The following is a 24,027-nucleotide window of genomic DNA, read 5'->3' on the forward strand; positions in this document are numbered from 1 at the left end:
TTTTAAGTGATGACGGTCGGACGCGCGCGTCCGGTCCATCCGGTGATGCCGCCGACCTGCTCGGCGATGAGTATCAATGCGGCCAAGGCCTGCTGGGTGAGCAGGTGGTGGTAAGTCGGATCGGCCTCGTAGCGCTCCAGGTAGACGCGCAGGGTGGCGCCCTCGGTGCCGGTGCCGGACAGCCGGAACACGATGCGCGAGCCGTTGGTCATCACGATGCGTATGCCCTGCTGCGTGGCGACCGAGCCGTCGACCGGATCGGTGTACTCGAAGTCGTCGGCGAAATCGACCACGTAATGGCCCAGGTCCTGCCCCGCCAGCGTGGGCAGCTTGATGCGCAGGGAGGCCATGAGCTCATTGGCCGCCTCGGAGGCGACCGCCTCGTAGTCGTGGCGCGAATAGTAGTTGCGGCCAAAACGCGCCCAATGTTCGTCGACCAGCTGCTGCACCGATTTGCCGCTGACGGCCAGCAGGTTAAGCCAGAACAGCACTGCCCATAAGCCGTCCTTCTCGCGGATGTGGTCCGAGCCGGTGCCGTAGCTCTCCTCGCCGCACAACGTGGCCTTGCCGGCGTCGAGCAGCGTGCCGAAGAACTTCCAGCCGGTCGGCGTTTCGTAGCACGGGATGCCCAGCGCCTCGGCCACGCGGTCGGCCGCGCGCGAGGTGGGCATCGAACGGGCGATGCCTTTCAACCCGGCGCGGTAGCCCGGCGCCATGGTCGCATTCGCGGCCAGCACGGCCAGGCTGTCGGACGGCGTGACCTCGAACTTGCGGCCGACGATCATATTGCGGTCGCCGTCGCCGTCGGAAGCGGCGCCGAAATCGGGCGCGTCGTCCTCCGCCATGATGGCGATCAGCTGCGCGGCGTTGACGGGGTTGGGATCCGGATGATGGCCGCCGAAATCCTCCAGCGGCACGGCGTTGATGACGGTGCCGGCCGGCGCGCCCAGCATGCCTTCGATGATGGCCTTGGCGTACGGGCCGGAGACGGCGTGCATGCCGTCGAAGCACATGCGGAAGCCGCGCCCGAACAGCGCCTTGATGGCGTCGAAATCGAACAGGCGCTGCATCAGCTCCGCGTAATCGGCCACCGGGTCGATCACCTCCACGTCCATCTGCTCGATGCGGGAGGTGGCGATGCGGTCGATGTCGATGGCCGGGGCGTCGCTGATGCGGTAGAGCGAAATGGATTCGGTGCGGTGGAAGACCGCCTCGGTCACGCTTTCCGGCGCGGGGCCGCCGGCGGCGATGTTGTACTTGATGCCGAAGTCCCCATCCGGTCCACCCGGATTATGGCTGGCCGACAGCACGATGCCGCCCAGCGCGCCGTGCTTGCGGATCACGCAGCTGACCGCGGGCGTCGACAGGATGCCGCCCTGCCCCACCAGCACCTTGGCGAAGCCGTGGGCCGCCGCCATGTGCAGGATGGTCTGCACCGCCTCGCGGTTGTGGTAGCGGCCATCGCCGCCCAGCACCAGCGTTTTTCCGGCGCAGTCGCCCAGCGTGTCGAACACGCTTTGCACAAAATTCTCGAGATAGGAGGGCTGCTGGAAGACGCTGACTTTTTTCCTCAAGCCGGAAGTCCCCGGCCGCTGGCCAGGGAATGGTTTGGTTGCTACGATTTGTATGCTCATGTTCGCTCCGCAGGGTAAAGGACTGTATTCACAGCCTCTGTTTTACCTGTTCCGGCGAAACCGCGGCGCGCAAATACATGGTCAAGCGAACAATCTTACCTCAGCGGGCCACCGGATCGGCGTTATCGCGCACGGCCAGCGTCAGCGCGCCCGCCATCACCATGCATACGCCGCCCAGCATCAGGGTCTTGACCGGATGGCCGGCGAACCAGTACTTGGTCACATAACCCAGCAGCAGGCCGCTGACGATCTGCGGGATCACGATGAAGAAGTTGAAGACGCCCATGTAGTAGCCCATGCGCTTGGCGGGCAGCGCGCCGGCCAGGATCGCATACGGCATGGTCAGGATGCTGGCCCAGGCGATGCCCACGCCGACCATCGGCACGAACAGCATGTTCAGGTCATGGATGGCGTAGATGCTGAACAAACTGATGCCGCCTATCGTCAGGCAGCTCATGTGGACGAATTTGCGGCTGGTCATGCGGGCCAGGATGGGCAGGATGAAGGCGGCCAGCGCGGACACGCCGCTGTACACCGCGAACATCACGCCCACATGGTTGCCCGCGCTCTGGAACGCGGCCGATTGCGCGTCGGTGGTGCCGAACACGTTTTCGCCGATGGCGTTGGTGGTATAGATCCACATCGCGAACAGCGCGATCCAGGTGAAGAACTGCACGGCGGCCAGCTGCACCATGGTCTTCGGCATGCGCACGAAGCCACCGAGGATTTCCTTGAGCGCGTGACCCAGGCCCTTGGTGCGGCGCTGCTCGGCGCGGAAGGCCTCCATGTCGTCCGGCGGCGTTTCCTTCGCGGTGAGCACGGTCCACAGCACCGCCAGGAAGTAGATCGCACCGCCGCTGTAGAACGAGTAGCGCACGGTGTCCGGAATGGCGCCGCCGACCGGCACGTTGCTCACGCCCAGATGGGTGAAGATGGTCGGCAGCAGCGAGGCGATCACCGCGCCCCAGCCGATGAAGAAGGTCTGCATCGCGAAGCCGGCGGTCTGCTGCGAGGGTCCGAGCTTGTCGCCGACGAAGGCGCGGAACGGCTCCATCGACACGTTGATCGCGCCGTCGAGCAGCCACAGGACGATGGCGGCCATCCAGACCGCGGTGGAATTCGGCATCAGGAACAGCGCGATCGACGCCAGCAAGGCGCCGACAAAGAAGAACGGCCGGCGGCGGCCCCAAGTCGGATGCCAGGTGTTGTCGCTCAGGTAGCCGATAATCGGTTGTACCAGCAATCCGGTCACGGGCGGCGCGAGCCAGAACAACGGCAGGTCGTCGGGATTGGCGCCCAGCGTGGAGAAGATCCGGCTGACGTTGGCGTTTTGCAGCGCAAAGCCGAACTGGATGCCTAAAAAGCCTAAGCTCATGTTCCACAGCTGCCAAAACGACAGTATGGGCTTGCTGCTGGAAGATTGCATGCTGCGCGTCCCGGATTATTTTGAATTTGTAGCAAAATAACACGCAGGCTGGTGCGTGTCAATTGAAAGAGTTTCCCAGTAAAATAAAGGAAACAAGCCATCCCAAGGGCAGAATTTTGTAGTCAAATGTAGCCAAACAACAAAATCATAACAACCTCAGAGACCACTCAACTTACATGAAAAGCAATTCCATCGCAAAACTTGCGGCAGTCTTGCCGCTGCTGGCCGCCGGCCAGGCCGGGCACGCGCAAAACGCCGACCGCCACTTCGACAGCGCCACCCGCCGCGACGGCCAGCTGGAAATCCACACCAGCGACGGCAGCTACGTCATCAAGCCCTACTCCGCCGGCATCGTCGAAACCACTTTCGTGCCGAACGGCGAGCAGCTGGACCCGGCCTCGCATGCGGTGGTGCTGGCGCCGGCCAACGTCAGGACCACGCTGACCACAAAACTGAATAGCATCGAATATGCCACACCCGGCATCGTCGTCACCATCACCAAGTCGCCGTTCCAGATTTCGTATGCCTACAAGGGCAAGCGCCTGGTCGCGGAAAAGCATGGCTACATCAAGGTCAGGGACGATGTGGCCACCGGTAGCAAAGATATCAACAAGGGCGAGGCGCGCGAACTGGAAGGCATAGAGTTCGCGCTGGACAAGGACGAGGCCTTGTACGGCGCCGGCGAACGCGCGGTGGGCATGAACCGCCGCGGCCATCGCTTCACCTTGTACAACAAGGCGCACTACGGCTACGACGACAAGTCCGAGCAGATGGGCTACGCGATTCCGATGGCGCTGTCGTCGAAGATGTACGCGATCCACTTCGACAATCCGCAAACCGGCTACCTCGATTTCGACAGCAAGAAGAACGACAGCCTGACCTACGAAACCATCGGCGGCCGCAAGACCTATCAGGTGATCGCCGGCGACAGCTGGGAGGACGTGGTGGGCAATTACACCAGCCTGACCGGCAAACAACCGCTGCCGCCGCGCTGGGCCTTCGGTAATTTCGCGATGCGCTTCGGCTACCGCAACGAGGCCGTCGCGCGCGACACCGTCAACAAATTCATCGCCGACGATATCCCGCTCGACGCCATCGTGTTCGACCTGTTCTGGTTCGGTAAAGAGATCAAGGGCACGATGGGCAACCTGGCGTGGGACAAGGACAGCTTCCCCAATCCCACCGGCATGATCGCCGACTTCCAGAAAAAAGGCGTGCAGACGGTGGTGATCACCGAGCCCTTTATTCTCGATACGTCCGGCAAATGGAAGGAAGCCGTCGAGCAGAAGGTGCTGGGCACCGACGCCGCCGGCGCGCCGCTGGCCTACGACTTCTACTTCGGCCACACCGGCTTGATCGACATCTTCGGCAAGCCAGGCAAGGACTGGTTCTGGAACATCTACAAGGGCCTGCGCCAGCAGGGCGTGACCGGCGTGTGGGGCGACCTGGGCGAACCGGAAGTCCACCCGACCGCCATGCGCCACGCCACCGGCAGCGCCGACCAGGTGCACAACATCTACGGCCATCAATGGGCGAAGCTGGTGGCGGAAGGCTACCAGCGGGACTTCCCGAACGAACGCCCATTCATCCTGATGCGCGCCGGGTACTCGGGCACGCAGCGCTACGGCATCATCCCGTGGTCCGGCGATGTGGACCGGAGCTGGGGCGGTTTGCAGGCGCAGCCCGAGATCTCGCTGCAGATGGGAATGCAAGGCACGGGCTATATGCACTCGGACCTGGGCGGCTTCGCCAACCCGGTGCTGGACAATGAGCTCTACACGCGCTGGCTGCAGTACGGCGTGTTCCAGCCGATCTTCCGGCCGCACGCGCAGGACGAGGTGCCGCCGGAGCCGGTCTATCGGGAAGACCGCACCAAGGCGCTGGCGCGCGAGGCGATCCGCCTGCGCTATCGCCTGCTGCCGTATAACTACACGCTGGGCTTCGACAACAACCAGAAAGGCCTGCCGCTGATGCGCCCCATGCTGTACGAGGAGCCGGGCAACGCCAAGGTGCGCGCGATGTCGTCGACCTACTTGTGGGGCAAGGACTTCCTGGTCACGCCGGTGCTCAAGCAAGGCGCGGCGACGGCCGATGTCTACTTCCCGGCGCGCAGCGCGTGGTTCGATTTCTTCACCGGCGAGAAGCACGCGGGCGGCGCCACCGAAGCGGTGAAGCTGAGCGACGATCATGTGCCGGTCTACGTGCGCGCCGGCGCCTTCATCCCGATGATCAAGGTGGTGCAGACCACGCGCGATTACTCGACCAAACAGCTCGAACTGCACTACTACCACGACGCCTCGGTCAGCGCCGGCGCCGGCAAGCTGTATGACGACGACGGCGCCACCGCGCAAGCCTACGAACAGGGCAAGTACGAGCTGCTGCACTTCGCCAGCAAGCTGCAGGGCCGCAGCCTGACCCTGCGCATCGAATCGGAAGTGGGCAAGCAGTACGAGCGCCCGGAGCGCAGCATCGCGCTGCAGGTGCATAACGTGACGGCCCACCCGTCGCTGGTGCGCGTCGAAGGCAAGCCGGTTATCTTCGTCTGGGACGAAGCGGCCAAGGTGCTGAACATCCAGCTGCCGGCCAGCAGCCAGCCTGCCCGGAGTGTCTTCATCACCCTGTAAGCGTGTATGATTGTCGGCCATCGAATCGACCGGTTCGATGGCCAAACAAGACTACAAGGGAGATGCCAGTGTCACCAAAAATCATCAGCACGCTGTTCGCGCTCAGCGCCATGACAGCCGCCAGCACCACCGTGTTGGCTGCCCCCGCAAAAAAACCAACCGTCGCGGAAGCCGAGCGTTTTCTCGCCGATACCGAAGAGCGCCTCAATAAGCTCAACAACGAACAGTCCAGGGGCGCCTGGGTCGGTTCCAACTTCATCACCGACGACACGGAAGCCATCGCCTCCTTCTTCGCAGAGCGCTATCTGACGGCGGCCGGCGAGGCGGCGATCGGCGCGCGCCGCTTCAACGGCTTGAAGCTGCCGGCCGAATCGGCACGCAAGATGATGCTGTTGCAGCAGACGCTGGTCTTCGCCGATCCCAAGGAACGCGAACAATACGCGCAGCTGCAGGCGGCGATGAACGGCGCCTACGGCAAAGCCAAGTACTGCCCGAAAAAGCCCGACGGCACGGCCGACGCCTGCATGGCGCTGGGCGAAATGGAGAAGGTCCTGGCCAACAGCCGCGACGAGGCCAAGCTGAAGGAAATGTGGACCGGCTGGCACGCGCAGTCGCCGTCCTACAAGCAGAAATACACCGAGTACGTCGCCCTGTCGAACAAGGGCGCCAAGCAGATGGGCTTTGTCGATACCGGCGCGATGTGGCGCGCGCAGTACGACATGCCGCCGGAGGCCTTCTCCGCCGAGATGGAACGCCTGTGGCAGCAGGTCAAGCCGCTGTATGAAGCGCTGCACACCTACACCCGCTACAAGCTGCGCCAGACCTACGGCCCGGACGTGGTGCCGCTGACCGGCCCGATCCCCGCCCACCTGTTCGGGAATATGTGGAGCCAGAGCTGGACCAACCTGTATCCGATTCTGAAGCCTGCGACGGGCGCCAGCAGCTTCGACCTGACCAAGGTGCTGGAGGAGCGCAAGACCGACGCCAAGCAGATGACGCAATACGCCGAGCGTTTCTACACCTCGCTGGGCATGCAGAAGCTGCCGGAATCGTTCTGGGAACGCTCGCTGCTGACCAAGCCGCGCGACCGCGACGTGGTGTGCCACGCCTCCGCCTGGCCGCTGAACGAGAAGGACGATGTCCGCATCAAGATGTGCATCACGCCGACCGCCGAGGACTTCACCACGATCCATCACGAGCTGGGTCACATCTACTACTTCCTCGCCTACACCAAGCAGCCCTTCCTGTTCCGCAACGGCGCCAACGACGGCTTCCATGAAGCCATCGGCGATACGGTCGCGTTGTCGATCACGCCGAACTATCTGCAGAAGGTCGGCCTGATGGACAAGGCGCCGGATGCCGACGCCGATATCGGCCAGCTGCTGGAGCGCGCGTTGAGCAAGGTCGCCATCCTGCCGTTCGCCTACTCGGTGGACAAGTGGCGCTGGGACGTCTACTCCGGCAAGACCAAGCCGGCCGACTACGACAAGAGCTGGTGGCAGCTACGCGAGCAGTACATGGGCATGAAGCGCCCTGTCGCCATCGACGCCAGCGGCGCGGGTTTCGATGCCGGCGCCAAGTACCATGTGGCGGCGGACGTGCCGTATGCGCGCTACTTCCTGGCCGATATGCTGCAGTTCCAGTTCCACCGCGCGCTGTGCCGCGAGGCCGGCTACACCGGTCCGCTGCATCGCTGCTCGGTGTACGGCAACGCCAAGGCCGGCGCCAAGCTGCAGCAGATGCTGGCGATGGGCGCGAGCAAGCCGTGGCCGGAAGCGCTGAAGGCGATTTCGGGCGAGGACAAGATCGACGGCGGCGCGCTGCTCGATTACTTCGCGCCGCTGAAAACCTGGCTCGATACGCAGAACGCGGCCTTCGCGGCGGCGGAGAAGAAGTAACCCTCTCCTGTGTATGTTAAGTTAATGATTTGGCACCCCATCGAAGGGTGCCAAATCAAATAACTACACATATAACTACAGGAGACAAAATGGGTCTTGGACTGGTGAAGAACGTCGTCATCGTCGGCGGCGGCACTGCTGGATGGATGACCGCCGCCGCGCTGTCTACGCTGATTTCAAACGGATGCAAGATCCGCCTGGTCGAATCGGACGAGATATCGACCATCGGCGTCGGCGAGGCCACCATCCCGGTCATCCGCGGCTACAACCAGTTGATCGGCGTCGACGAAAACGAATTCCTGCGCCAGACCCAGGGCACCTTCAAACTCGGCATCGAATTCGTCAACTGGGGCCAGCAAGGCGACTCCTACATCCACGGCTTCGGCGTGATCGGGCGCGACCAGCTGCTCGCCAAGTTCTACCAGTACTGGCTCAAGCTGTACCAGGACGGCCAGGTGCCGGACATCGAACACTACTCGATCAACACCGTCGCCGCCCGCAAGAACAAATTCCTGCGCGCCGTCAGCGACAGCACGGGCTCTCCACTGTCCGACATCTCCCACGCCTTCCACTTCGACGCCGCGCTGTACGCCAAGTACCTGCGCGGCCTGAGCGAAAAACGCGGCGTGCACCGCACCGAAGGCCGCATCGTCGAAACCGTGCTGCGCACCGACGACGGCCATGTCCAGGCCATCGTGCTGGAAAACGGCGAGCGCATCGAGGGCGACCTGTTCATCGACTGCTCGGGCTTCCGTGGCCTGCTGATCGAGGGCGCGCTCAACACCGGCTACGAGGACTGGTCGCACTGGCTGCCGTGCGACCGCGCGATCGCGGTGCCGTGCGAGTCCGTCAGCCCGCTGCTGCCCTACACCCGCTCCACCGCCCACGACGCCGGCTGGCAGTGGCGCATCCCGCTGCAGCACCGCATCGGCAATGGCCACGTCTACAGCAGCAAATTCATGGAGCCGGAACAGGCGGAGTCCATCCTGATGAATAACCTGGACGGCACGCCGCTGGCGCAGCCGCGCCATCTGCGCTTCACCACCGGCAAGCGCAAACGGGCCTGGAACAAGAACGTGGTGGCCATCGGCCTGGCGGGCGGCTTCATGGAGCCGCTGGAATCGACCAGCATCCATCTGGTGCAAACCGGGATCACGCGGCTGCTGACGATGTTCCCGCACAAGGGCTACGACCAGCCGGACATCAACGCCTTCAACCAGGCGACCGACGAGGAGTACGCCGCCATCCGCGATTTCCTGATCCTCCACTACAAGCTCAATGCGCGCGAGAGCAAGCCGTTCTGGGACTACTGCCGCAACATGGAGATACCGGCGACGCTGCAGCGGCGCATGGATCTGTACCGCAGCAACGGCCGCATCATCCGGGGCAGCGATGAGCTGTTCACCGAAACCAGCTGGCTGCAGGTGATGCACGGCCAGGGCCTGCGCGCCAAGGGCTACCACCCGCTGGTGGACCAGCGCTCGGCGGAGGACATCGCCGCCTTCCTGGGCAACGTCAAGGAAGTGGTGCTGCGCTGCGCCGAGCATATGCCGACGCACGAGGAATACATCGCCTCGTGCTGCTCGGCGCCGCTGTAGGCGTCGCCTGCGGATCGCGTACCGTGGTCGCGTTCAAACACCGGATCAGAATTATCGGCCAACTGGTACACACCGATCCACCGCATCGTTACTCGGTGTATGACGCTGCCAAGGCCGGCGCCAAACTGCAGTGATGCTGGCGATGGTGACGAGCAAGCTGTGCCCGAGGCGCTGAGTACGATTTCGGGCAAGCACAAGATCGACGGAGGTACGCTGCTCGACTACTTCGCGCTGCTAAAACCTGGGTCGATACGCAGAATGCCACTTTCGCGGCGGCTGACGGAAAATAACTCAAGATTTACCGAGCAGACTAACATGTCTGCCATTTGTCATTTTCCGAGCATGCCAAGAGTGAATACAGCGAACCATTAAATTCGATTATGAGTGGATCAAGCCGAAGAGTATTTATCCAAGAGTTCGCCTACGCTCTTCAATAATGCTCTCGCTTCATCAATTGTAGCCCCCATACGTGTCTCGAAATCGTGAGGACCCAAGGCGTTGCAAACCTCATTCAAAGCGTTGTTGACTATTAAAATCTCATCAATTGAAAATTGTAGGGTGATAGATTTTTCATTTCGATTTTCAGTTTTCATAATCATCATTTTAAGTCGTTAAAATATTTAAGAGCATCGCTGGGTCGAAATACAGTCCCCAAATCGGCAGCCCGCGGGTTATGAATCACCACCGTACCGGTCTGCGCGTCTAAATAGGCGGTTCTCCCTCTGCTAAGTGCTCGTTGAGCAGTCGGATTTGCCATAATCTGAGCAATATGCGCCTCCAGTTGCGCAACGGTTCTTATTCCAAGACCTCGGAATAGGGGATCGTCCAATCTAGCCCCGACACCCAAGACATGTTTCTCAAAAGCATGGCCAGCCGCAATTTTGGACGAGGTCGCACCAACAAACCCCATCGCAAACTCCAACGCCACTTGGTCTGATGCGACTTTATCACCGTGCAGTGCAGCCGACAATAGATCCGACCGAGCCTGTCTGTAATCTAGATATCTGTTCCAATTCTCATCCAACCAATTGACAGATGCATCCACCGATGCTTGTATAGGTTCAACGATATTTGCTTGGGCACCGGCTGCCAAGGAATTCACAAGCCCTCGCAAACTACCGTCACTATTCCCTACGCCAAACTTTTCACACTGATAGCTTCCACAAAAATCTCGGCCATCAGGATCTATGTACCGGTAAGGGTTATTGGCAGCGTAGGCATACCGGTTAAAACTCCTCGCAGTATTCACATCAGTTAATATCGGGTCAATACTTAGGAAGCGCGCAGAGCTCGGATCATAGTAACGTTGCTGCATATATACTAATCCGGTGTAGGCATCATTCACATGCCCGGTGAAGCCGACTGTCGGCGTCGCGCCGGCTGCAGTCAATCCATAGGGTTCGTAGCGCGTGCGGCTCAGCACATTTCTGACGGCATCGGTACGGGCCACCGGGCTACGCAGCGCGTCGGTATGGATATAAGCGATGCCTAGCTCGGCGATCAAACTGCCGTTGAGATAGCCATAACGCGTCTCCGTCACCGCACCCGCGCCCACCTGATTGGTCGCGTAGACCAGCAAGCCATCCTGCGTATAAATCTGAATCTGCTTGGTATTGTCCGTCCGGGTTGTCGCTACTCTGCGACCCAAGCCATCATATACATAGCTTGCCTTGCCTGTAGCACTGGTCATCCGGTTGGCCATGTCGAATGCATACTGGTCCGCACCGCGTGCCTTGACGTTGCCTTGGCGGTCGTATTGAAAATAGGTGACGCCGGAGATGTTGTCTACACGGTTGGTAGCCGCGTCGTAATTGATCGCATTGGTGCGCGCAGTCGGTCCTTGGCTCACAGTCACGCCACGCACATTGCCCAGTGCATCATTCGCATAGGTAGCACTGCCCCACATGTTCGGCGCCGTCACGTTGGTCAATGCATCCACGTCGTTATACTGCATGGTGCGCGTGGTAACACCTTCCTGGTTGTCGGTGATGCCTTTGACGTTACCGTTCTCGTCGTAGGTGTAGGTATCGTTGATGACGCCTACGTCGCCGCCCTGCAGCGGCAAGCCGCGGATATTTTGGCCCATCGCATGCGCTATGCCGTTACCGTAATTGAAACTGGCAATCGCGTTATTCGGATGGTATCTGACTGCGCTGATGTAGACGCCGCTGCTGGCATCGCCCACCTGAGTGATCTGCCCCACTTGGTTCGCGAAATATGGCAACTTGGTGGCGGCTACATCGGGATAGGTCAGCGAACTATCATTGCCGTTAGCGTCGAATCCATGCTTGACGACGTAGTTCTTGCCCAGGTAGTTGAGCGTCTCCGTTTCAAGCAGGCGGCGCTTGTTGTAGCCATAAGTCCAGGTGGTGCCGTTGGAGAGTATCGTGTTCAGCTTACCATCGCCGTAAAGGGTACGGGTAATGCCTGCGCTACCATCGGAATAGCTGGTCGTCAGCAAACGGTTGCGGGTATCGTAACCGTACACGACCTTATTCGCCGCCGGTACGCTAGTTTGATCGCAACTGTCGCCCGACGGCAGTGCTTGGCCGAAGGCGCGCCACTTGACATTGTCCGCCGCATCGTAATCCTGTACCGTGATACCTTCCGGCTCGATGGTCTTGCACAGTCTGGAATAGGCGTCGTAGACATAGTAATGCGTGGCGTTGACCGACGCATCACCTTTGTAGATGCTGGTTGTCTTGCCGAATACGTCGCGTCCGATTTGCGTCGTGATGCCGTAGGGTTCATTGATGACGGTGATCGCGTTTTCACTCGGCTGGTCAAATGCCTGGTAGCCGTAAATCGTTCCGATACCGCGCGGGTTGACGATGGTCTTATTGAATCCCTGGTTGTAGTTGAAGCCCGTGTTGAGCGTACCAAGTTCGCTATTGGCGGCGATGTTGGTCGGCCGTCCCAAAGCATCGAGCGTGGTGGTGGTGCCATTGACGCTATCGGTCATCGCGTTGATCGTGCGCTGCGGATACGACTCGAAGATGAGTGCACCGTTATAGTCAAACTTGCGCAGCACCATGCTGCGGGTATTGGCCTCGTCGCCTGCATCGAAACGGCGCGACAATACCGGCCTCCACATGGCGTCGAAATATGTTACCTCGTTGCCGTTGCCGGTAAAGACGATCCTGCGCCAGTGACCTGCCGGCAGGCCGTACTCCGCCGTGGACACCTGATCAAACCGCAGATTGGTCGCGTTCCAGGCGACCGTGTCGGCTGCCGGATAGACAATCGAAAACAAGCGCCCCATGCTGTCATAACTGAAGCTGGTCGTTGCACCGGTTTCATCGGTGGTTGAGTTGATCTGGGCGTACGACGGCGACACCACCGTGCTTTTCGTTTTTCCATCCGCAAAACTGACCAGTCGCGGTATCCCGAACAGGTAGCTACTAAACGTGGTGGTCTGGTTCAGGCCGTCTTTGCTGGTCTTCAGCGTCCCATCGGCATAGTAGGTCCGAGTTTCTTTGAGCAGCCCGAACTGGCTGACGGTCAGCAGATCCGCAGTTATCGAGTCGTAAGTATTCTGCACCATCACCTTGCCAGTGCTGCTTTCCGTGACGGAGCCGATTTGGCCCAGCACCCATTTACTCAGGTTGTCACTGAAAACGGTGGTTTCCGTACGACTGCCCAAGGCGCTGTAACGCGATACCACCGTGGGCCGCGCCTTGACGTCGTAACCACTCCCCTCCCATGTAAAGTCGACGCCCTGCTGGGTAATAACTTTCTGGTCCATCGGTGCCAGACGCTGCTGCATATCCGAATCGCCGATGCTGCCGCTGCCGGATGCGCCAACCATGTCGGGGTAGGGACCGGCCCCAAATTGGCGATACCGCTGTTTAACCGTGCGCAGGGCGCTGCCACCATTCCAACCAAAGTCCGTCTGCTGCAATCTGCCATCGGTCTGCAACCAGACATTGCCGAAGGTGTAGCGCGTGACGAACGACGATGGATCGGTCACCGTCACAATTTTCGTACTTGGGCAATCGCCGGCGCAGTTACTCCAGCTGGCGTTGAGAGGGCCGTAGTCGTACGTCCAGGTCGTCGCGGGAAGGCCTGGGCCTGAGATGGTTTTATTAACCAGCGAATTGGTGTAAAAATAGCGTGGCGTGACTGCCCATTCCGTGCCGTCGAAGACGTTTTGAATACACTGCTGATCGACCAACGAACGCCCGTGTATCGTCGCCTTCAACGTGAACGTACCGACCGCGCCGGATGGATGCGTCATCGATCCCGTCGACGACCCCGTCACCTCGCCGGGATTGTCGCAGTTAGGCTTGCTACTGAACTTCACATTCGTAAATAAAGGCGAGATTCCCGCCAAACTCCATCTCGAACCATCGGGCTGGGTCACCGTATCAAGATTAAGGATGGTGCCCGAATAAGAGTAACTCCAGGTCCGCACCCCGTCAGTCACACTGGTGATGAGATTGGTCGCGCTGGAGTTACCATAAGTGAAGGTAAGCCTTCTGCCGTCGCTGGCTGCGATGGTTTTCAGATTGCCCGGCAGCGCTGGATCATAAGTGAAAGTTACTGTGTTGCCGTTCCGGTCAGTGATCAACGTCGGCAACAGCCGCACCTCCTTGCGATGCATGATGCCTTGGCCGGCCGCGCTAGTGAGCGGATTTTCCGGACTGCCGGGTCGTGCACTCAGGTCTCGTTTCACGTCACCCAATGCAGGCTTTGCCGCCCCTTGCGTCCCGCCGGTGATGGTGGGTGCGGAAACACTTACCATATGGTCGAATTTGTACCGGGTGCCATCTGGCGCTACAGCCAGAAAGCCCTCACCGGCACCGGTGTTATCTGCCAACGTGCTCAGGCAACTGAAGGCCCACAACTGCGGCGTGACAACCGGATAAGCCGGCCCGTCGGACGGGACGTTGGGCATAGATGCATAGCGCAGCAACATCAGTTGGTCGCTTTGACCTGGCAGGTGCAGCGTATTCCCCTGCCAGTAATCAGTTGGGTAGAACTCCCACGTCCGCTGGTTGTAATACACCGGCGGCGCGCTGAAGTTGCTGCAGCGCGCAGTTGAGTTTTGCGAATTGGTCCAACCATTTGAGATTTCAAACACGCCGGACAAATAGGGTATGTCCAGATCCCATATGCCGAACGCGCGCCCCCCTTGCCCAACGTTCGACTTGCCGACCGTGAGCGTGCGGCCTACGGTCAATGGAATCGCCCCGATTCCGTCCAGGCGCACGTCTGTCTGCGCAAAGATCAGCGTACCGTTATACAAATTGACCTTATCACCGAACAGGTCCGGGCCAAACTTGGCCACGGCGTTGGGAGCCTTGATGGTATCCGAGAGTTCAGCGGGGATCGTCGTATCGGCGCTAGCGACCGAGTGAAGCAGAACGATGCTGCCGAGTAGTGTTACGACGGTCCGCAACAGCGGCCGCTGCGCGAGAAAAGACGAGTTCAACATACGTATGCTCCCTGTCTAGTGGTAGGAGCAATGTAACCAAGTGTCATTCCACGATCAACAACAATATTTTTTTAGCAAGTTACATTTGGCTAGAAGTATTCGCCGCATTCCGTGCTACGCGCGCGCAAGCGAGGTGGTTTATCAGCGCACCCCGTAGTTCGGCCGCTTCATCCGCATCGCCGCCGATGCGCAGTGGGCGTTGATGAAGTCTTCGTGGCCCGGCATCTTGGCGGCGCAGTTCTCCACCACGGTCTTGATGGTGCGCAGGTGGGCTTCGATCTGCTCCTGCGGATACAGGTCCACCAATGGATGGTAGGACTGCGGCCGCATGCCCTGCCCCAGCATCACCTGCAGCCAGCTCACCGACGCGAACATCTCGTCCTTCTCACGGTAGAAGCGGCCGTGCTGCTTGAACAGGTCCATCTTCTGCTTCAGGCTTTCCGGCACTTCCATCGTGCGGCAGTAGTTCCAGAACGGCGTGTCGTCGCGCTCCGTCGCGTGGTAGTGCAGCACCAGGAAGTCGCGGATCTTGTCGACTTCGAAGTGCGCCTGGCGATTGAACTCGTCGATGTTCTGCTGGTTGAAATCGCGGTCGGGGAAAAAGCTCATCAAGCGCGCGATGCTCGACTGGATCAGGTGGATGCTGGTCGATTCCAGCGGCTCCATGAAACCGCTGGACAGGCCGATCGCCACCACGTTCTTGTTCCAGATTTTCTTGCGCTTGCCGGTGACGAAGCGCAGCGGCTTGGGCTCGGCCAGCGGCGCGCCGTCCAGGTTCGCCAGCAACTGCGCGGTGGCTTCGTCGTCGCTGATGTATTTGCTCGAATAGACGTGGCCATTGCCGATGCGGTGCTGCAGCGGGATGCGCCACTGCCAGCCGGCCGTGCGCGCGGTGGCGCGCGTGTATGGCGTGATCGGCCCGCGCGATTCGCACGGCACCGCCAGCGCGCGGTCGCACGGCAGCCAGTGGGTCCAGTCCTCGTAACCGGTTTTCAGCGCGCCTTCGATCAGCAGGCCACGGAAGCCGGAGCAGTCGATGAACAGGTCCGCTTCGATACGCTCGCCGTTCTCCATCGTCACCGCCGCCACATGGCCGTCGCCTTCGCGCAGGATCACGTCGGCGATCTTGCCCTCGGTGCGGACCACGCCGCGCGCTTCGGCGAACTTGCGCAGGTAGCGGGCATACAGGCCGGCGTCGAACTGGAAGGCGTGGGCGATGTGCGACACCGGCGAGTTGCCGGCATCGACCGCGCGCATGAATTTGTTCTGCGGCGCGGCCACCGCCGCCAGCGAGTAGGCGCCGAAGTCGGGCGCCAACCCGGCCTGGTGCAGCTTGAGCCAGTAGTGGTGGAACTCGACCAGCCCCATGTCCTGGCCGATGCTGCCGAAGGTGTGGATGTAGTTCTCGCCCAGCCGGCCCCAGTCGACGAACTGGATGCCCAGCTTGAAGGTGCCCTGCGTCTCGCGCAGGAACTCGTCTTCGTCGATGCCCAGCGCCTGGTTGAACAGTTTGATCTGCGGGATGGTGGCCTCGCCCACGCCGACGGTGGAGATTTCGTCCGATTCCACCAGGCGCACCTGGTAATGGCCGCCCAGCAGTTTGGACATGGCCGCCGCCGTCATCCAGCCGGCGGTGCCGCCGCCGACGATCAGGATCTGCTTGATGCGGCGGTCCGCTTGATTGTGCTGCATGCTTGTCTCCAGCTTTTGTATTGTCCGATATTGTGCACGAAAAAAAACACCCCCTGCCGGCTGCTGCTGACAGGGGGTGTTTTGGACCGGTCCAAATTACATCTTGTAGTTCAGGCCCAGCAGCATGGTGCGGCCGTACTTGGTGTACTCGCCCGGCACTTTCAGGGTGCCGTTGCTCAGGGTGGTCTGGTAGGCGGCGTCGTTCGCGTTGATCACCTGGAACAGCAGCGACAGGCCCTTGTACTGACCTTCCTTGAACTCGTAGCCAACCTGGAAGTCCACTTGCGCGGCGCCCTTGATGTCGGTGAAGGTGCGGTCGGCGCCGAAGCCGGTCACTTCGCCACGGAAGTTGGAGCGCTCGCTGCGGGTTACGCGTGCCGAGTAGCCCGACTTCTCGTAGAAGAACTGAACGTTCGACACGGTGCGCGACAGGCCAGGCAATGCGCCGGTGGTGCCAGGACCATCCGGAGCGATCTCGCTCTTGGTGCGGGAGATCGAACCGGTGGCGCCGAAGCCGTCCAGGCCAGTCCACAGGACCTTGCCGTCGATGGAGCCCGACAGTTCCACGCCCTTGATCGAGCCGCCGGTGCCGTTGGCTGGGCGGGTCAGCGTGCCGATGTTCGATTTCGGCGTCACGCCATCGTTAGGATAGCTGGTGAAATCGAACGGTACGATCTGGTCGTAGATGTAGGTGCTCAGCTTCTTGTAGAAGGTCGCGGCGCTGAAGTAGGTGCTCTTGTCGAAATACTTCTCGTACGTCAGGTCGATCGCGTTGGCGCGCCATGGCTTCAGGTTCGGGTTGCCGCCGCTGCCGGTCCACAGCAGCTTGGTGGTATCCACCGACGCGCTCGACGACGCGCGCAGCTGGTCCAGGCGTGGACGGGCCATCGTCTTGCCCAGGCCGAAGCGCACGTGCTGCTCGCTGCCCAGGTCGAAGTTCAGGTTCAGGCTAGGCAGGAAGTCGTTGTACGACGTGCCTTCTTCCGCCGACTTCGGCGCGTTCAGGTTGTTGGTGTCGACGTTGTACGCGTTGGAGCTCTGGTTGGTGTGGATCATCTGCACACCGAAGTTGCCCTTGACCGGCACGCCCCAGGTGTCGTCGATGCCGACCTTGGCGTAGGCGGTCGAAACCTTCTCGCTGACCAGCCAGTCCTTGTTGTAGATGTCCTGGTGGATCTTGGGCGTCAACGTGTACACGCTGTTGAGGGCGCCCATGATGTCGTAGCTCATGATGCCAGGGATGCCGGCGAAGCCCAGCGAGGTCGGGTCCTGGATCAGGTTGGACGGCACGGCGATCGGGGTGCGGCCGTTCTTCAGGTTGACCAGCATCTCCGACGATTGACGGGTCTTGTCGCGCTTGGTGAAGTTGAAGCCCACGTCCAGGTTGCTGAACATGCCGTCCAGGCTGCGCTTGGCCGAGAAACGGGCCGATTTCAGCTTGTCGGTCACTTGCGGATACTTGACGTAACCGTCCTGGCCCCAGCCGCCCGAATCGCTCAGCTTGACGATCGAAGGATCGGCATAGTTCAGGCCGGTGGTCACTTGCGGCAGGCCGGTGTTGTTGTCGCGGACGATCTTGGCGGTGTCGGTGTTGGCGGCGCCGGCGTAGGTCTCCAGGATCATGTCCTGGCGGTCGGCCTTCGAGTAGCTGAAGTCGGCGATGCCGGTCCAGTCTTCGTTCATGCGCAGCTTGTTGTTCCAGCCGATGGCGAACAGCTTGTCGCGGTTCGTGTTCAGGTCGTTACGCAGCACGGGCTTGATGCCGCCCACGGTCGCGCTCTGCAGCACCTGGGTGCCGCCGTAGCTGGCGAACACAGGGTTGGTGTAGGTCAGGTCCTTCATCCAGTTGCCGGTGCCGAACTGCATGCCACGGATGGTGGTGTCGGAATCGAATTTCGAGTAGTAGGTGTCGACCATCGACTGGAAGTCGCGGTTCGGTTTCCACTGCACGACCGCCATCAGGCCGTCGCGGGTCTGCTTGGTCGAGCCGGCGTCGATCTCGTTGCCGGAGTTGGCCAGGCCGGTGGTGCTGCCGGTCTTCGGATCGATGCCGTAGCCCCAGCTGCTCCACTTCTGGTACTGGCCTGGGGAATCCAGGCGGGCGTAGCCGACCGCCACACCCAGGGTGCGGTTGTTGAACTGGTCGATGTAGATGCCGCTCAGGCGGTAGCCCTTGTCCTTGTAGCCGGCGTTCTGCTTGCCCAGCGAGTTCTTCTCGCCGCGCACGTTGATCGCCATGGTGCGGCCCGGGAACTCCAGCGGACGCACGGTCTGCAGGTCGACGGTGCCCGACAGGCCCTGGCCGACCAGCGATGCGTCAGGGGTCTTGTAGACCACGGCGCCGTTGATCAGTTCCGATGGATACTGGTCGTATTCGACGCTGCGGTTGTCGCCGGTGGACGCCTGTTCACGACCATTGAGGGTGGTGGTCGAGAAGTCTGGCGCCAGGCCGCGGATGCTCAGCACCTGGGCGCGGCCGGCCACGCGTTGCGCGGCCACACCTGGCAGGCGCGACAGCGATTCGGCGATCGACACGTCCGGCAGCTTGCCGATGTCTTCAGCGGAAATCGCTTCAACGATGGATTCGGAATTCTTTTTAACGGAGATCGCGTCTTCGATACCACGGCGGATACCGGACACTTTCACGGTCTGGATGACAGGCGCGTCGGCGGCTTGGCCGGCGGTCGCGTCTTGCGCGTAGGCGGAACCGGAAATGGCGGACAGCAGCATTGCGCGGCCGGCGGCTACCGGGCTCAATTTAAATGCAACGCTGGTCGGAGCAGGGCTTGCGCCGCGCTGGTTGGTGGATTTCATCATCAAATGTCCCTCACTCATCTAAAAACACACCCGCGACAACTACAGCCTGCTCTCGCACCATCGACTACACGGGTTCCAAGGAATTGCAAACGTTCTAAAAGACGTTCTATGAAGAATTTTGTACTAAAACTAGATTCTGTGTCAATCAGACTTCAGCCGCGCTACACCCGCAGAGTGGCGCCAGCCCTTGGGCGCCCCGCGAAAAAGCTGTGCGCGTTGTATTTCGGCTACAGAAGTGGGCGGCAGAAAGTGTAGTGGAACTACATATTTGACCTCAATGCGACTTCGATACGTAGCATTTCCGACGCCGCCGCCATGGCAAAGTTGCTGCACGGATAATTTTAAGACAGACTCAACAATGAAATGTACTAAAACTAGAATCCCGCATTTGATGACCCGCCTCTTTCATAGTATTCTCGGGTGGAACTGCACAGAAAAACAGCTGTAGTCCGACTACCTGATGGAGACACCATGAGCAAAATCCTCGCCGCCGCGCTGCTGTCCGCGCTGCCGTTCATCGCCCACGCCGACAACTACCGCATCGAGCACATGGACCCGCCGCTGTGGTGGACCGGCATGCACAACGGCGCGCTGCAACTGATGGTGCACGGGCCACGGATCGCCGACCTCGAGCCGGCGCTGGCCTACCCCGGCGTGCGGATCGCCTCGGTGGAGCGGGTCGCCAACCGCAACTACCTGTTCGTCAACCTGGAGATCGCGCCCAACGCCGCGCCGGGGAAGATGGACCTGGTGTTCAAGCGCGACGGCCAGGCGGTGCACTACAACTACCAGCTGCTGGCGCGGGCCGCCGGCTCGGCCCAGCGTGAGGGCTTCAACAGCAGCGACGCCATCTATCAGGTGATGCCGGACCGCTTCGCCAACGGCGATCCCGCCAACGACAACGCGGCCGGCATGACCGAACGCGCCAACCGCGCCGATGCCTCCGGCCGCCACGGCGGCGACCTGCGCGGCATGGCCGAGCATCTGGACTACATCGCCGGCATGGGCTTCACCACCATTTGGCCGACGCCGCTGCTGGAATCGAACTCGCCGGCCTACTCCTATCACGGCTACGCCACCACCGACCATTACCGCATCGATCCGCGCTATGGCAGCAACGAGGAGTACCGCGCCTTTGTCGCGCAGGCGCGCACCAAGGGGCTGGGCGTGATCCAGGACGTGGTGCTGAACCACATCGGCGACAAGCACTGGTGGATGCAGGACATGCCGATGGCGGACTGGCTGACCTACCAAGGCAAGTTCGTGCCGACCGAGCACCATCGGGTGGCGCTCCAGGATCCGTACGCGTCGGAGGAGGACAAGCGCAACTTCACAGAGGGCTGGTTTGTCGAGAGCATGCCGGACCTGAACCAGGCCAACCCGCATGTGGCGACCTATCTGATCCAGAACGATATCTGGTGGATCGAGTACGCGGGCTTGGCCGGCCTGCGGGTCGACACCTATGGCTATTCCAATACCGCCTTCCTGAGCCGCTGGTCCGGCAGCGTGATGGCCGAGTATCCGAAGCTGAACCTGGTGGGCGAGGAATGGAGTCCGCTGATACCGGTGGTCGCGCACTGGCAGGAGGGCAAGCGGAACTTCAACGGCTACGAGTCGCACATGCCGAGCATGATGGACTTCCCGCTGACCGATGCGATGCGCCGCGCGCTGGCCGCGCCGGAAGGCGCCGAGCATGGGCTGACCAATCTGTATGAGACGCTGTCGCAGGACTACCTGTATCCGAACGCCGGCAACCTGGTGCTGTTCGAGGGTAATCACGACATGTCGCGCATCTACAGCGAGCTTAATGCGGACGATGGCTTGTTCCGCATGGCGATGGCCTTCATTGCGACGGCGCCGCGCATCCCGCAGTTCTACGCCGGCACCGAGATCCAGATGACCAGCACCACCAAGGGCCGCGACGATGCGTCGTATCGTCGCGACTTCCCCGGCGGCTGGCGGGGCGACGCGGTCAACGCCTTCACCGGCGCGGGGCTGAGCGCGCAGCAGGCGGCCGCGCAGGCATATGTGAAGAAGCTGTTCAACTGGCGCAAGGGTGCGTCCGTGATCCATCACGGGAAGATGATGCACTACGGTCCTGAGCAGAACACCTACGTCTACTTCCGCTACGACGGCGCCAAAAAAGTCATGGTAGCCTTGAACAAGAACGCCACCGACACCGTGCTAAAGACTGCGCGTTTCCATGAGATGCTGAACGGCGTGCGCGCCGGCGTCGACGTCATCAGCGGCAAGCGCGTTGCGCTCGATGGCGAAGTGACGCTGCCCGCGCGCTCGGCGCTGATACTGGAGATCGAACAATGAAGCTGTCCCGTCGCCGTCTTGGCGCCCTGTCCCTCGCCCTGCCCGCGCTGGCCGCCAGTGCCACCACCACGCTGAGCACCAGCTACCCCACCTGGGACGGCAAGCAGGAGACCGTGCGCTATACCACGCCAGACGCCGGCGCCGCACTGCGCAGCTACACGCAGTCGACCACGATGCGCGTGCGCGACGGCGGCAGGCAGGAGATCAGCTACGCGGAGGCGGACGGGCTGCCGTCCGTCCGCAGCGGCAACCTGGCCTTCGACGCCTTGTTCGCGCTGGCCGGCGTCGAGATGAAGCAGGACTCGGTCAGCGAGATCCGCGACGGCAGCTACAACGGCGGCAAGGCCATCACCTGCGATTGTTTCGAGACGGGCGAGTTGTGGCACTACGTGTGGACGCGCGACCTGTCGTATGCGGCCTCGCTGGGACTGGGCATGCTGGACCCGCGCCGCGTGCGCAACTCGCTGGAGTTCAAGCTGTCCGGTTATCGCGACGGCGTGCGGCCGGGCGCGCACGTTGCCGGCAGCGCCGACGGTTTGCAGATCATCCAGGACACCGGCAGCGGCGGCAGTTGGCCGGTCAGCACGGACCGCGTCAGCTGGGCCTTCGGCGCGGAGGAAGCCTTGAAGGCGCTGGCGCCTGAAGAACGCAAGGCCTTCGCGGCGACCGCGCTGCGTGCGCTGTCCAACACGCTGGAGAACGACCGGCTGGCCGTCTACGATCCGGCGGATGGCTTGTACAACGGCGAGGAATCCTTCCTCGACTGGCGCGAGCAGAGCTACGCGAACTGGATCGCGGGTGACCTGGCCAGCATGGCAACGTCGAAGGCGCTGTCCACCAACGCCGGGCATTACAAGGCGCTGACGCTGGCGGCGCGGCTGGCGCGGGAACAAGGCGACGCTGCGCTGGCGGACAAGTACGCGGCGTGGGCTGCGGACCTGAAGCGCGCCATCAACCAGCGTCTGTGGCAGGCCGACCCCGGCATGTACAGCAGCCTGACGGCCGGCCATTTCGACGGCGCGCCGATGTACAAGTACGACTGGCTCGGGCAATCGCTGGCGATTGTCACCGGCATCGCCGACCGCAAGCAGGCCGAGAGCATCCTGGCGCATTATCCGCATGGCCCGCTGGGCGCGCCGGTGATCTACCCGCAGCAGCCGGGCGTGGCGATCTATCACAACCGCGCCATGTGGCCGTTCGTGACGGCGTTCGGCTTGAGGGCGGCGGCGATGACGGGCAATGTCGCCGTCGCCGATGCGGCCTACGATACGCTGATGCGCGGCGCGGCCCTCAACTTGTCGAACATGGAGAACCTGGAGTGGCTGTCGGGCCAGCCAATGCTGAAGGACCGCCAAGGACAGCGTGACCTGAGCGGGCCGGTGGTGGACTCGCGGCGGCAGCTGTGGTCCGTCGGCGCTTACCTGGGTATGGTGGTGGGCGGCGTGTTCGGTGTGCAGACGACGGACGACGGCATCGCGTTGCGTCCGTTCGTGACGGCCAGGCTGCGGCGCGAGGCGTTCGCGGGCAGCGATGCGGTCACGCTGAACAATCTGGCGCTGCGCGGCAAGCGTGTGCAGGTGCGGCTGTCGCTGCCGCCCGCCGGGCGCGGCGACGGCTATTACGAAGTGGATGCCGTCACGCTGAACGGCAAACCGGCGGCGGCTTCGCTGGCCTGGTCGGCGCTGGATGCGGACAATGTCATAGAGGTCCGTCTCGGCAAGCTGGTGGCGGGCCAGCAGATCAAGCGCAGCGTGGGCGCGCAGCCGCTGGCGGTCGATCCTGCCGTGTACGCGCCGCCGGAGCCGCGCATCGTCAAGCTGGAACGCGGCACTTACGATTTTCCGACGCTGCATCTTGAGGGTGCCGGCAAGGGTGTGGTATACAACATCTACCGCAACGGCAGGCTGGCCACGCAACGCGTGACCGCCAAGACGTGGGCTGACCGCCGCGCCACGCTGCCAGGTCATGGCGAGAGCGACAATCTGTGCTACTCGGTGGAGGCGATGTACGCCGGCTCGGGCAACCGCAGCCATCACAGTGCGCCGGTCTGCCTGGGCGGTGGCGTGGAGATCGCCGTCGGCGACCGGCGCGTGCGATCGAGCGTGGCCGAGGCGGATGGCCGCATCGCCGGCTGGGGCGCGCCGGCCGATACCTTCGCGGTGCAGGACATCAAGGTCGAGCGCGACGGCAGCTACGCGCTGCAGCTCAAGTACCGCAACACCGCGCACCAGGTCAACCTGGGCATCAGTGGCGGCGTGAAGTGGATGACGCTCAAGGATGGCAGCGGCGCCGTCGTGGCGCAAGGCGTGGTGGCGCTGCCGCATTCGCCGGCCAGCGCGGAGCCGTCGTGGTCGACGCCGCTGAAGGCCGCGCTCAAGGCGGGCAGTTACCGCTTGGAGCTCGGCGATTTCTACAACATGAGCTACCTGCAAAGTAACGCAAGCTATGGCGATGCGGGCGGCGTCAAGGGACCATCGAACCGCTTCGATATCCACGGCATCCGCATCATGCCGCTGCCGCGCGAAGCCGGCACGGCAAGCGGCGGCTAAGCGGCGGCGCCCATCCGCGCGGGCGCGGCA

At 61.8% G+C, this 24,027-nt stretch carries 11 protein-coding genes; 5 read left to right on the forward strand and 6 right to left on the reverse strand.

All coding sequences use genetic code 11. The features are described 5' to 3' along the window. Positions 1-2: 2 nt before the first annotated feature. Together ACUJB0_RS13950 and ACUJB0_RS13955 are read right to left on the reverse strand one after the other, a co-directional pair. Positions 3-1,634, reverse strand: coding sequence for an alpha-D-glucose phosphate-specific phosphoglucomutase (locus ACUJB0_RS13950; protein WP_444845741.1), 1,632 nt, complete (start codon positions 1,632-1,634; stop codon positions 3-5). A 100-nt stretch (positions 1,635-1,734) separates the two neighbouring features. Continuing rightward, on the reverse strand, positions 1,735-3,060 hold the full coding sequence (locus ACUJB0_RS13955) for an MFS transporter (RefSeq protein ID WP_444845742.1): 1,326 nt from the start codon (positions 3,058-3,060) through the stop codon (positions 1,735-1,737). A 176-nt stretch (positions 3,061-3,236) separates the two neighbouring features. Here ACUJB0_RS13955 and ACUJB0_RS13960 point away from each other — a divergent pair, with 176 nt between their 5' ends. The 3 genes from ACUJB0_RS13960 to ACUJB0_RS13970 all read left to right on the forward strand — a co-directional run bounded on the left by ACUJB0_RS13960 (position 3,237) and on the right by ACUJB0_RS13970 (position 9,180). After that, on the forward strand, positions 3,237-5,684 hold the full coding sequence (locus ACUJB0_RS13960) for a glycoside hydrolase family 31 protein (RefSeq protein WP_444845743.1): 2,448 nt from the start codon (positions 3,237-3,239) through the stop codon (positions 5,682-5,684). Positions 5,685-5,746: 62 nt separating this feature from the next. After that, complete coding sequence (locus ACUJB0_RS13965; protein ID WP_444845744.1) at positions 5,747-7,582, forward strand: M2 family metallopeptidase; 1,836 nt, start codon at positions 5,747-5,749, stop codon at positions 7,580-7,582. An 89-nt stretch (positions 7,583-7,671) separates the two neighbouring features. Then, a complete protein-coding gene (locus ACUJB0_RS13970; protein WP_444845745.1) occupies positions 7,672-9,180 on the forward strand; it encodes a tryptophan halogenase family protein in 1,509 nt (502 codons plus the stop codon). A 389-nt stretch (positions 9,181-9,569) separates the two neighbouring features. Here ACUJB0_RS13970 and ACUJB0_RS13975 read toward each other — a convergent pair whose 3' ends face one another. From ACUJB0_RS13975 to ACUJB0_RS13990, 4 genes are all read right to left on the reverse strand, one after another. Beyond that, positions 9,570-9,782: a hypothetical protein gene (locus ACUJB0_RS13975; protein WP_444845746.1), complete on the reverse strand. Its 213-nt coding sequence runs from the start codon at positions 9,780-9,782 to the stop codon at positions 9,570-9,572. After that, the gene (locus tag ACUJB0_RS13980) at positions 9,779-14,617 is read right to left on the reverse strand and encodes an RHS repeat domain-containing protein (protein WP_444845747.1); all 4,839 of its coding nucleotides are present in this window, start codon (positions 14,615-14,617) and stop codon (positions 9,779-9,781) included. The genes ACUJB0_RS13975 and ACUJB0_RS13980 overlap by 4 nt, the downstream gene beginning before the upstream one ends. Positions 14,618-14,758: 141 nt before the next feature. Continuing rightward, on the reverse strand, positions 14,759-16,309 hold the full coding sequence (locus ACUJB0_RS13985; RefSeq protein WP_444845748.1) for a tryptophan halogenase family protein: 1,551 nt from the start codon (positions 16,307-16,309) through the stop codon (positions 14,759-14,761). A 96-nt stretch (positions 16,310-16,405) separates the two neighbouring features. Next, positions 16,406-19,126, reverse strand: coding sequence for a TonB-dependent receptor (locus ACUJB0_RS13990; RefSeq protein WP_444845749.1), 2,721 nt, complete (start codon positions 19,124-19,126; stop codon positions 16,406-16,408). Positions 19,127-19,597: 471 nt separating this feature from the next. Between ACUJB0_RS13990 and ACUJB0_RS13995 the strand changes: the two genes are divergently transcribed. Together ACUJB0_RS13995 and ACUJB0_RS14000 are read left to right on the forward strand one after the other, a co-directional pair. After that, complete coding sequence (locus tag ACUJB0_RS13995) at positions 19,598-21,448, forward strand: glycoside hydrolase family 13 protein (RefSeq protein WP_444845750.1); 1,851 nt, start codon at positions 19,598-19,600, stop codon at positions 21,446-21,448. After that, on the forward strand, positions 21,445-23,997 hold the full coding sequence (locus tag ACUJB0_RS14000; protein ID WP_444845751.1) for an MGH1-like glycoside hydrolase domain-containing protein: 2,553 nt from the start codon (positions 21,445-21,447) through the stop codon (positions 23,995-23,997). Before ACUJB0_RS13995 ends, ACUJB0_RS14000 begins: the two co-directional genes overlap by 4 nt. Positions 23,998-24,027 lie beyond the last annotated feature (30 nt).

Source organism: Duganella caerulea (assembly GCF_040362985.1).
GTDB classification, from domain to species: Bacteria; Pseudomonadota; Gammaproteobacteria; order Burkholderiales; family Burkholderiaceae_D; genus Rugamonas; species Rugamonas vulcania.